Below are 12,064 nucleotides of genomic sequence, written 5' to 3' on the forward strand. Positions count from 1 at the left end.
TAATTAAGAATTAGCTAAATTTTAGAGGTTACAAAGGTTACTGAGGTTACAGCCTTATGGGGCAAGGCTTTTAGAGCGTAACCTTTCAAAAAGAATGAAAGGTTACATAATTCAGAGGTTACAACTTAACCTTTATTCTTTGTATAGACGTCGATCAGTACCGCACCTAATAAAACTAAGCCTTTAATAACTTGTTGGTAATCAACACCAATGCCCATAATAGACATACCATTGTTCATAACGCCCATGATAAATGCACCAATTACCACAGCAAAAACTTTACCGACACCGCCAGAAGCAGAAGCTCCACCAATAAAACAAGCTGCGATCACATCTAGTTCAAAACCATAGCCGCCTGATGGGGTAGCACTATTCAAACGAGCTGCAAAAATAAGCCCTGCAAATGCTGCCAACACCCCCATATTTACAAAGGAAAAGAAAATTACACGTTCAGTGTTTATTCCTGAAAGTTTAGCTGCTTTTGCATTCCCACCAACTGCATAGATACGACGGCCGATAGTCGTTTTATTCATAATAAAGGTATAAAGTGCTACTAAAACCCCCATGATGATCAAAACAATAGGCATACCTTGATATAAGGCAAGTAAGTAAGAAAATGCAATAATAACAGCAGTTAGAACTAAATTTTTCACTATAAAAAGAGTCATCGAACCATTATTAATACCATGTAATGTAGCTTGACGACGTTGGCGAAACTCAATGTAAAAAAAGGCTATGCTTACTACAAGTCCCAATAAAAGTGAGGTGACATGTACTCCCTCAATACCAAAGAAATCAGGAATGAAACCAGAGCTAATGATATTAAAGCCGTCTTCAAATGGTCCAACAGATTGACCATCAAGAGAAATTAATGTTAATCCTCTAAAGACAAGCATCCCAGCTAGTGTGACAATAAATGAAGGTACTTTCCAATAAGCTACCCAATACCCTTGAATAGCACCTATTGCAGCACCAACAAGAATACAAATAAGCATTGCAGGTACAAACGGCATACCACGAGTGACCATTAGGGTAGCCGCTAACGCTCCAATAAATCCAACGACTGAACCCACCGAAAGATCAATTTGTCCACTTACAATCACCATCAACATACCAAGTGCCATGATGACAATATAACTATTCTGCAAGATTAAATTTGTTAGGTTCAATGGTTGTAGCAAAACATTATTTGTAGCAAATTGGAAAAAGGTCACAATGATAATTAAGGCACATAATAGACCATATTCCCGTAATCCTTGTGCCAGAAAATTTGTGTTGAATTTTTTGTTTCCACTGCCATTAGTATTATTCGAGATTTCTGCGCTATTGATATTGCTCATTTTAATTAACTCCATTTTTCATAATAGATCGCATAATGGCTTCTTGACTTGCATCTTTAGCTAGAAACTCACCAACAATCTTTCCTTCATTCATGACATATATCCGATCACACATACCTAAAAGCTCAGGCATCTCAGAAGAAATCATGACAATACATTTGCCCTCTTGGGCTACCTGATCAATAATCGTATAGATTTCATACTTCGCACCTACATCAACCCCACGTGTAGGTTCATCTAAAATTAGAACGTCAGGTGCAGTAAACAACCACTTGCTAATGACTACCTTTTGCTGATTTCCACCCGACAAATTACCTGTATGCTGTTCTACATCTGCACTTCTAATCCGAAGTTTGTTACGGAACTCTTTGGCAATATTGGTTTCTTGATGATCATTAACCACTAAATGCTCGGAAATTCCGGAAAGGTTTGCTAAAGAAGTATTTTTCTTAATGCTTTCTTCAAGTAATAATCCATAACCTTTTCGATCTTCGGTCACATAAGCTAAGCCATTATTAATTGCCTTACGTACAGTAGAAGCATCTATTTGTTTGCCATGGATAGAAACTGTGCCTCGTATATTTTTACCGTAGGATTTTCCAAATATACTCATTGCTAGCTCAGTTCGGCCTGACCCCATTAAACCTGCAATTCCGACAATCTCTCCCCTACGCGCTTTTATATTGATGCCTTTAATTACTTCACGTGATGCATGGTTTGGATGATCTACACGCCAATCCTTAACTTCAAATAAAACTTCACCAATATTTGGTGTTCTCTTCGGATAACGGTCCTCCATTTCACGGCCAACCATTGCCTTGATGATCCGATCCTCACTTACTTCTTCTTCACGGCAATTTAGATAATCTACAGAGGCACCATCACGTATGATCGTGATACTATCGGCTACTCTAGATATTTCATTAAGTTTGTGAGAGATAATAATTGAAGTGACGCCTTGAGCTTTCAGTTCTAATAAAAGTGTTAATAAACGATCACTATCATTGTCATTTAAGCTTGCTGTTGGCTCATCTAATATCAATAGTTTGACTTCTTTAGATAAAGCTTTTGCTATTTCCACTAGCTGCTGTTTGCCTACTCCAAGATCACCAATTAAACAATCTGGAGAGTCTGTTAGCCCGACCTTAGCCAGTACTTGTTTGGTTTTCTTATAGGAAGTGTTCCAGTCAATAACACCCAATTTAGACTGTTCATTACCTAGAAATATATTTTCTGTAATGGATAGCATAGGTACTAGAGCTAGTTCCTGGTGAATAATAATAATTCCCCTCATCTCACTATCGTGAATACTCGAAAACTTTTGCTCTTCACCTTGATATATAATTTTTCCATCAAAAGAACCATGAGGGTATACGCCACTTAGTACCTTCATTAAAGTCGATTTACCTGCTCCATTTTCACCACAAATTGCGTGAATTTCCCCCTTTTTGACAATCATATCTACATGACTTAGAGCTTGAACCCGCCCGAAACACTTCTTAATGCCTCGCATTTCAAGTATTGTTTCCATACAGTAATCCTCTACTGGTCAGAATTCTGACCAGCATTTATCCATATTCAGAACTTATTTTCTTTATGAAAAAACTGAAGTGAGCAATGCTCTAAAGGCCTATTTCAGTTGATTTGCTTTGTAATAACCAGATGTTACAAGTGCTGCATTCCAGTTAGTTTTATCAACTAGAACTGGCTTTGCTAAATAAGTCGGCACAACTTTGGCGCCATTGTTATAAGATTTTGTATCATTTATAGGAACAGATTTACGTGTGACAATTGCATCGACCATATCAGCAGCTGCTTTGGCTAATAGACGAGTATCTTTAAATACAGTTGATGCCTGATCGCCACGGATAATCGCTTTGATATTCGCAATCTGAGCATCTTGTCCTGTGATTACAGGCATTGGCTGATTAGGACGACCATAGCCAACACCTTTGACTGAAGAGATAATACCTGTTGCAATATTATCATTGGGTGCTAAAACAGCATCTACATGATTGCCACTGTAAAAAGCACTGAGCAAGTTATCCATACGAGCTTGGGCTTTTGCACCATCAAATTGTAGAATTGCGACTTTGTTAATATCAGTTTGTTTACTGCGTACCACCAACTTGCCTTTGGCGATATATGGATTCAATACAGACATCGCACCTGCATAATATTTATGAGCATTATTGTCATCAAGAGAACCAGCAAAAAGCTCAATATTAAATGGTCCTTTACCTTTGTCTAATCCAAGTTTCTTGACAATTGAGACACCTTGAAGTGCACCGACCTGAAAATTATCAAAAGTTGCATAATAATCAACATCCTTGGTTTTCAATATCAATTTATCATATGAAATTACAGTGATACCTTTTTGTTTTGCTTTACGTAGCACATTAGATACTGTCGCACCATCAACTGGCGCAATAATCAGGACTTTAACGCCTGCCGTAATCATATTTTCAATCTGAGAAATCTGAGTTGGCACATCATAAGTTGAATACTGTAAATCCGTCTTATAGCCTTTAGCTTTAAGATTATTAACGATATTATTCCCATCCATAATCCAGCGGGCTTCTGTTTTGTTTGGCATAGCGATACCAATTAACTCACCTGCGGCATAAGTACAATTAGCAAATGCTGCTAAAGCAATAGTTGCTACAGAAGTGGTTAGAGTTTTATACATATTCATTGTAAATTTCCTTTAGCTTTTAAGCACAATTTTTATCTGCAGATATTTTTGAATTCCATTCAACAATCTGCATGACTGCTTGAAATTAGTTTGTCAGAAGTATCCAAATGGATCCTTTAAGACTTTTTTTACCAACTACATATTCATTTAGATCTTTGAGAAAGTTCCCTAATTTATTTCTCCTTTATACTTACGACCTTCCTGTCGCACTTACTCATTCATCAATTTTTTCCAACATTTACTTGTTGGGGATGGTTCTTATCAATTGATCTGGAGTATAGGAGCGTCAAAATTGGAAAAAAATGTCAAAATGGAAAATGTCTTTTGCATTATTTGGAAAAATAAAGGGGTTTTAATCTAACTATAAAAATGTTAATGGATCACCATCTGGTAATTTCAAAAATGAAAAAGTGTTTTTAGAAATAGCTATTCTTTTTCAAAAACCGCTTGTATACCCTAATTATCAACAAGGGTATTTTTTCATGATTACCTATTTTCTAAAAGGAAGTAAGAAATGTTAAGAGTTGCTATTTTAGGCGCAGGACGTATTGCTCAAATTCATTCTAAAAGCGCTTTTCTTAATTCGCAATGTGAACTTAAACTCATTGCAGATCCATGGAAAGAAGGTGTAGAAAAGCTTGTTAATGAACTTAACTGTGAAGCATGTTATGACTATTATGAAGCAATTGATAGAGACGACGTTGACGCCGTAGTTATTGCAACCGCAACAGATTTACATGTCGACTTAATGTTGCATGCAGTAAAACGTAAAAAACCAGTTCTTTGCGAAAAGCCAATTGATTTAGATTTTGAACGCTCAATTGCGGCTGTGCAAGAAATCCAAAGTTATAATGGCAAAGTAATGTTAGCTTTTAACCGCCGTTTTGATGAAGATACAATTGCGATTAAAGAAGCGATTTTGAATAATGAAATCGGTGAGATTCGCCAAGTTATCATTACAAGTCGTGACCCTGGAATGCAGCCAGTTGAATATATGAAGACATCTGGCGGCATCTTTAAAGATATGACAATTCATGACTTCGATACAGCTCGTCATATTCTTGGTGAAGAACCAATTGAGATCTTTGCTACAGCAAGCCGTTTAGTAGACGAAGAATTAGCTACTATTAATGACTATGATACTTGCAGTATTACCTTGAAAACTAAATCTGGTAAGCAATGTATTATTAATAACTGCCGTGAAGCAGTTTATGGATACGATCAACGTATTGAAGTATTAGGTTCTCAAGGGTTATTAAAAACCCAAAATCATCGCCCTTCAACTCTGAAAAAATATACTCAAGAATTCACAAGCTCACAAAAACCTTTATTAAATTTCTTTCTAGAACGCTATACCAGTTCATATAGAAATGAATTTAATGCTTTTGTCTCTAGTCTTGTGGAAAGAAAAGAATTCCCGACTAATTTATTCGACGGACTTCAAGCCCTCTATCTAGCAGTTTGTGCAATGGAATCAGTAGAAAGTAATAAAGCTATTACCGTAAATCCAGAAGGTCCATCAAAGTCGCTTGCTGCATAAGTTATTTCTTATTTAAGAATAAGGTTCCTAACGACTTATTTAAATAGCTCAGGAAGTATGTTCACTACATACTTCTTTGAGAAGCTATTTATCATTTACAAGGAAACTAGCAATGGATGCGAGTTTAAGTAAAATTACAGTTACGCCAATGAAAAAGAAAGTAATTACATTAAAAGCAACGATGATCATCGTTACAGCTTTCAATTTCATGTGGGCGTTCTCACATACTCTACTAGATGTACTGAATAAGCATTTTCAGGATGTTTTCCACATTTCACATGGCCAATCTGCATTTGTCCAAACAGCTTATTTAGGTGCTTATTTCCTCTCTGCAATTCCAGTAGGATTGCTTATGAAGAGATATGGCTATAAAAACTCAATTATCGTGGGATTATTGCTGTTCGCAATTGGTTGTATGGGCTTTGTTCCTGCAGCACAAATTGGAACATTCTCAGCTTTTTTAACTGCGATTTTTATTTTAGCAACTGGTTTGGCCTGCTTAGAAATTGTTTGTAATTTATATGCTACTAAATTGGGTGATCCTAAAGATGCGACTCGCCGTTTAACTATGGCGCAGGCATTTGGCGGCATGGGTGGTATGTGTGGACCTTTAGTAGGTGGTGCCGTATTTTTTATTCCAGCTGGAACTGTTGGAGGCTTCTATGTAGAACCTGCAACGATGACTTATGCTGTACTTTCCATTCTAGTGTTGTGTGTCGTTGTATATATTATTTCGATCAAGTTACCAGAAACGAATAAAGAAGATGAGAACAGTATTGCTCCTCGTCCTGAAGATACTGTTTACGAAAATATTCCTTTATTAAAAATTAAGAATGTTCGTAAAGCTATGCTTTCTCAGTTTTGCTATAACGGAGCCCATTTTGGTATCGGTGCTTTTTTCATTAACTATGTGATCGAGCATTGGCACGGAATTACTCCAAGTAAAGCAGCTTACTTCTTATCAATGGCAATGTTCTGTTATATGTCTGGCCGCTTCTTGGGTATCTTCATTATGAAGCGTGTAGACCCTAGAAAACTTCAAATTTTTAATAGTTCAGTCTGTGTTCTAGGTTGCTTATTCGTAATGTTGGGTTATGACTATATCTCTGTAGTTGTGCTCATCTGTCTCTTCTTATTCAAATCAACTCTGTATCCAACGATCTTCTCAATGGGTGTTCGTGGTCTTGGGAAAAAATCTCAGATGGCAGCATCACTCATGGTTACGATGTTTGTAGGCGGTGCAATCCTACCACTTGTTATGGGTTATCTCTCAGATATCACAAGTATTTCAACAGCATTCATTGTTCCTGCTATCTGTTATGCCCTCATCTGCTGGTGTGCAGTCACTCAAGACCTTACCGGTTATAAACACGTTAATTTTAAATAATCTTTTTCAACACATGAATTAAAGGAAAATCTCATGAACAAACCAGATTTACTAGCTGCATACTGGACATTGGCTGGAAACGTATACCCAGGTGCTCCAACAGAAATTAGCCCATTTTCATTACAACAACGTGTAGAAGCTGCATCTAAAGCAGGATGGAAAGGTATTGGCTTAGTTTTAAATGATCTTCAAGCAAATTTAGAAAAGAATAGTGCAGCAACTATTCGCCAATTATTTAAAGATAATGATATTAAATACTTTGAACTTGAGATTTTACTTGATTGGTATCTTGATGGTGAGGCTAGAAAAGTTTCTGATTATGAACGCTCAAAAATGATTGAGCTAGGTGCAGAGTTAGGTATGTGCAACCTTAAAATTGGAGCACGACCATTTGAAAACTCTCCTAACTCATTAGAAAGAATGTCTGAAGAGTTTTCAAAATTATGTAAAGAAGTTGCTCAAGTTAATGCAAATGTAGCTTTAGAAATTATGCCTTTCTCACGCTTAGCAACTCTTGAAGATGGCTTAAAAGTTGTTGACACAGGTGATGCTAATGGTGGCTTATGTTTAGATATCTGGCATCTGGCTCGAGGTAATATTGATTTTGAAAAAATCAGAACAGTTCCAGCTCATCTTATTAAATCTGTTGAACTAAACGATGCTGCTGATGAAGTTCAAGGAGACTTATTTAACGACTCTACTCATCATCGCAAACTCTGTGGTCAGGGTTCTTTTGATATCCCCCTCTTCTTGAATGAAATCAAAAAGGCTGGGTTCAACCAACCTTATTATGGTGTTGAACTTATTTCACAAGATCATCGTATTTTAAGTCTTGATGAAATGGCAAAAAATGCGTATGAAACAACAATCAATGCATTTAACGATGTAACTGCTTAATATAATCAAACCCCAAATAATATTTTGGGGTTTTTTATAATAAATACAATCAAATTACTTTAATATTAAATATTTTATAAACATCTATATATTTAATAAAAACTTTTAATTTTATTTTAGAAAAACTGTTTTTAATTTATGTTCTTCATTAATAGTTTTTTTTATCTAATATAAAAATACAGGAATAAAAAAACTTTCTGGCCTATATCTAATTAAAAACGGAGTTTTATAAATGAGCCTATACCAACAAATTGCATTTGATTTACCTGAAGCAGTAATTCTTACTGGAACATCTTCAGGTCTTGGTGAAGCGATGGCAATCGCATTAACTCAATCTAATGTAAAAGTTTTTGGTCTTGATATTGCAGCAAAAACAGCAGCTTTGGATGCATTAGATCATTATGAACATTTCCAAGGGGATATTACCAACCCTGAATCTTGGACTGCACTTACCGAAGCAGTAAAAGCAGGTAATTTTAAACATGTCGGTTTAGTACCGTGCGCGGCAATTACAGATGTTGACCGTATTCTTGATGTGACACCAGACCGTATCAAAAAAGTTTTCGATGTAAATATCTTAGGTACAATCCAAGCCCTTCAAGCAGCATTGCCTTTAATGCTTCCAAATAAACAAGGTAGTATCGTTTTAATCGGTAGTATCTGTGCAACATTTGGAGAACAAGGTTTACCAATTTATTCTGCATCAAAAGCAGCCGTACGCGAATTGGCACGTACAACCTCTCTTGACTATGCTCGTGATGGCATAAAAGTAAATATCGTGAGTCCTGGACCAATGATGGCAGGTTTATTTAAACGTCATGTTGACTCTGTAAATGATCCAACTTTCCACCCTAAACGTGCAAATCGCCAACCATATGGTCAAATTTTAGAAGTTGATGATGTTGCAAAAACCATTCTATTCTTATTGTCTTCAGGTTCAAGCGCATTACTAGGTGCTGATCTTATGGCAGATGCTGGTTTAACAACTGGTTTTGACTTCTATAGTTAATTTAATTTGAGCTTTTAAAAGATCTAAGATTCTCTTCTTAGGTCTTTTTTTATCTGTAAAATAAAACCTACTTTATGTTTTTTAATTATGACATCTAATTCTAGTTTATCACGCACTTATTCGTTATTTGGAGTTATCCTAGCGCTAGCAATGGGTGGATTCTGTATTGGTACAACTGAGTTTGTAGCCATGGGTTTAATACAGGAAATTGCTAAAGATTTACATGTATCTATTCCTGATGCGGGTAATTTTATTAGTGCATACGCTTTAGGTGTTGTAATTGGTGCTCCAATTATAGCTATCTCTTGTGCACAAGTTCCTCGTAAAAAAATATTACTAGTACTCATGTTGTTCTATGGTATTGCAAACGCCGCTACTGCTTTAGCTAACACTCCTGAAACAGTTTTATTATCCCGATTTATTGCAGGACTTCCTCATGGAGCTTACTTTGGTGTAGGAGCACTAGTTGCTGCTCAGCTTGCTAACCCTAATCGTCGCTCTACAGCAGTGGCTTTAATGATGATGGGGCTTACTATAGCTACTGTTATTGGAGTTCCGCTAGCTACATGGATTGGTCAAAAATTTGGCTGGCGTTCAGGTTTCGAGTTTTCTGCAATTATTGCATTCTTAACTTTAATCGCAATTATCGTCTTTGTTCCTCATATTCCAGTTCATGATACAGCTAGTGTACGAAATGAATTAGCTGGTCTTAAGAATATAAATATATGGTTAACGCTTGCAGTAGGTGCTGTTGGCTTTGGTGGTATGTTTTCAGTTTATAGCTACATTTCCCCAATTTTAACCGAATATACTCATGCTGATATTACAGTTGTTCCGTTCGCACTTGCTGTATGGGGCGTGGGGATGGTTATTGGAGGATTAGTAGCAGGACATTTTGCAGATAAAAACTTAAATAAAACAATTATAGGAGTTCTAATCAGTTCAGTAATTACCTTCCTGTTAGTAAGCTTTATGATGGATCATATCTATACCGCACTTATTGGCTTATTTCTGATAGGCATGACTGTAATTGGCTTAGCAAGTACGCTTCAAATGCGTTTGATGGAAGTTGCAGGTGAGGCTCAAAGTTTAGCAGCATCTCTTAACCATTCTGCTTTTAATTTAGCTAATGCTATAGGTGCGTATTTAGGAGGTTGGGTATTAACTCATAATCTAGGCTGGTTGGCACCAATTCAAATTGGGTCTATTTTAAGTTTAGGCGGTCTAATCATTATTTTTATTGCTTTCTTTGTTGAAAAAACTCAAACAAAAATATAGTTTTTCTTTTCATCTTATTGAACTAGATGCTTTTAATATTAAAAGCATCTAGTTCTAAATTTAAGTTCAAAAATATTATCTTAAATATCTAAATCAAAACTCTACTTCCAAGATTAAAGTTTTTTCATGATCCGTGTTTCATTATATTTAATAAGCTCACCTACCTTATTAAAACATGACATGAAATGTGCTGTTTTTAAATGTCCTTCAAGAGCTGCTTCAGTTTTCCATCTTTCAAAAATTATCAAAGTAGCAGGATCATGTACTTCTTGGTGCAAATCATATTGTAAACAACCCGATTCTTTTCTAGTCTCATTCATAAGTAATTTAAATGCATGAATTACTTTCTCAATTTGTTCTGGCTCTATAGCCAATTTAGCCAAAACTCTAACTTCTTGATACATAGTTAACTTCCCTTTATCTATGGTGGAGATATTTATTGATCATCATATAAACTCAGACAGAACCGTCCGCGCTTTTTCCTAAATCTCTTAATTTTTTCCCCTCTAATAAATTTTTCTCAATATATTCCAAAGGAATATTTTTAGTTTCTGGTACGAAGTAGTAAAAGAATATAAGAAATAAAAAGTTTAAGACTGCCAAAAAGGCAAAAGTTTCACCTGCGCCAAACTTTGCAGCAGCTACTAAAAAATATGTGCCTAAAAACATATTTAATAACCAATTCGTTAATGTTGAACAGGTAACACCGAAATCACGGCCTTGTAATGGTTGTATCTCTGAACTCAGTGTCCATACAACCGGCCCACCTGAAAATGAAAATCCGATCATAAATAGAATTAATCCAAGTAACGCAAATATAGGAATTGTATTGAATAGACTATAGGCAACTAATCCCAAGCCAACTGCAATTGCGCTAAAACCGCCATATAGCATGGGTTTTCGTCCACACTTATCAATAATCATAAAAGCGACAATATTAGAAATTACTTTCACAACCCCAAGTAAAACTGTAGATAACAACTGGTTCTGAAGTCCCACAAAACCAGCTAATTCAAATAGTTTTGGTGCAAAAACTAATACAATACTAATGCCTGTAAATTGTCCCATCGCTTGTAAAGTAATACCCAACCCTACTGAACGTCTAAAATTCCTGTTATTAAGAAAGAAATTAAATCCTTTACTACGTCCTGATTTTAAAATATTTTCATGAATATCTTTTAGTTCTAATAATGCTTCCTGGTCGGTTGCTCTGATTTTCTTTAGTACAGCCAAAGCATCTTGATCTCGACCTTGTAAAGCCAACCATCGTGGACTTTTAGGTACTATCAGCGTACCTAAAAGTAATAAAATACCCGGTATAAAAAGTACAGCAAACATAGCTCTCCAACTTTCTAAATAACTAAAGAGCCAGTTACAGAAGAAGGTAGCTAGAATTCCAAATGAAATCATAAAATCAAATACAGAAATCGCCTTTCCTCTTGTTTCTTTTGGAGCAATTTCAGATACATAAAGTGGAGCTGCGAAAGAGGATATGCCTACTCCTATTCCTAATAAAACCCTGCCTATTATCAAAATATTTATAGACTGGGCAAGAACAACAGATAAAACTCCAGCTAGAAAAATAATCGCTGAGATTAAAATTGCATTTTTTCTGCCATATATTTTTGATATTTGTCCAGCAACTAAAGCACCTAATACAGCCCCTCCCATTAAGGAACCAACAATCCAACCTTCCAAAAGAGGAGTTAGTTGAAATTCTTTATGTAATAGAGGTAAAGCTCCTGAAATAACGCCTAAATCTGTACCATATAAGAGACCAGCAATAGCAGATAATCCAATTGAGTACCAAATTGCTATTTTATGACGTTTATTTCTGCTATTTTCTAAATCATTGATATATTCCATTTAAATCTTTTAATTCCATTTAAAGCTCTCTTTCAATATAGAATAATATTTT

10 protein-coding genes are annotated in these 12,064 nt (G+C 35.7%); 5 read left to right on the plus strand and 5 right to left on the minus strand.

Going from position 1 to position 12,064, the window contains the following annotated elements:
* Positions 1-125: 125 nt before the first annotated feature.
* From mmsB to chvE, 3 genes are all read right to left on the minus strand, one after another.
* Positions 126-1,340, minus strand: coding sequence for a multiple monosaccharide ABC transporter permease (gene mmsB, locus I5515_RS02600; RefSeq protein ID WP_227562607.1), 1,215 nt, complete (start codon positions 1,338-1,340; stop codon positions 126-128).
* Between the two features lies 1 nt (position 1,341).
* On the minus strand, positions 1,342-2,871 hold the full coding sequence (gene mmsA, locus I5515_RS02605; RefSeq protein WP_199964604.1) for a multiple monosaccharide ABC transporter ATP-binding protein: 1,530 nt from the start codon (positions 2,869-2,871) through the stop codon (positions 1,342-1,344).
* 99 nt (positions 2,872-2,970) lie between these two features.
* Positions 2,971-4,035, minus strand: a complete 1,065-nt coding sequence (chvE, locus tag I5515_RS02610) for a multiple monosaccharide ABC transporter substrate-binding protein (protein ID WP_320159793.1) — start codon at positions 4,033-4,035, stop codon at positions 2,971-2,973.
* Between the two features lie 514 nt (positions 4,036-4,549).
* Between chvE and iolG the strand changes: the two genes are divergently transcribed.
* From iolG to I5515_RS02635, 5 genes are all read left to right on the plus strand, one after another.
* Positions 4,550-5,575 carry an inositol 2-dehydrogenase gene (iolG, locus tag I5515_RS02615; protein ID WP_199964605.1) on the plus strand — a complete coding sequence of 342 codons (1,026 nt, stop codon included), beginning with the start codon at positions 4,550-4,552 and terminating at the stop codon, positions 5,573-5,575.
* Positions 5,576-5,687: 112 nt separating this feature from the next.
* The gene (locus tag I5515_RS02620; RefSeq protein WP_199964606.1) at positions 5,688-6,962 is read left to right on the plus strand and encodes a sugar MFS transporter; all 1,275 of its coding nucleotides are present in this window, start codon (positions 5,688-5,690) and stop codon (positions 6,960-6,962) included.
* 33 nt (positions 6,963-6,995) lie between these two features.
* Positions 6,996-7,859 (plus strand): sugar phosphate isomerase/epimerase family protein, encoded by an 864-nt coding sequence (locus tag I5515_RS02625; protein WP_199964607.1) that lies wholly within the window; start codon positions 6,996-6,998, stop codon positions 7,857-7,859.
* 232 nt (positions 7,860-8,091) lie between these two features.
* Positions 8,092-8,868: an SDR family NAD(P)-dependent oxidoreductase gene (locus tag I5515_RS02630; protein WP_199964608.1), complete on the plus strand. Its 777-nt coding sequence runs from the start codon at positions 8,092-8,094 to the stop codon at positions 8,866-8,868.
* 87 nt (positions 8,869-8,955) lie between these two features.
* Positions 8,956-10,146 (plus strand): MFS transporter, encoded by a 1,191-nt coding sequence (locus I5515_RS02635; RefSeq protein WP_199964609.1) that lies wholly within the window; start codon positions 8,956-8,958, stop codon positions 10,144-10,146.
* A gap of 113 nt (positions 10,147-10,259) precedes the next feature.
* Here the strand turns inward: I5515_RS02635 and I5515_RS02640 are convergent, their stop codons facing one another.
* Entirely contained in the window at positions 10,260-10,550 is a 291-nt protein-coding gene (locus tag I5515_RS02640) for a putative quinol monooxygenase (protein ID WP_199964610.1), read from the minus strand.
* Between the two features lie 52 nt (positions 10,551-10,602).
* The gene (locus I5515_RS02645; protein WP_199964611.1) at positions 10,603-12,012 is read right to left on the minus strand and encodes a sugar porter family MFS transporter; all 1,410 of its coding nucleotides are present in this window, start codon (positions 12,010-12,012) and stop codon (positions 10,603-10,605) included.
* Between the last annotated feature and the right edge of the window lie 52 nt (positions 12,013-12,064).

The sequence above is a fragment of the Acinetobacter calcoaceticus genome (assembly GCF_016508255.1).
Lineage (GTDB): Bacteria > Pseudomonadota > Gammaproteobacteria > Pseudomonadales > Moraxellaceae > Acinetobacter > Acinetobacter calcoaceticus_E.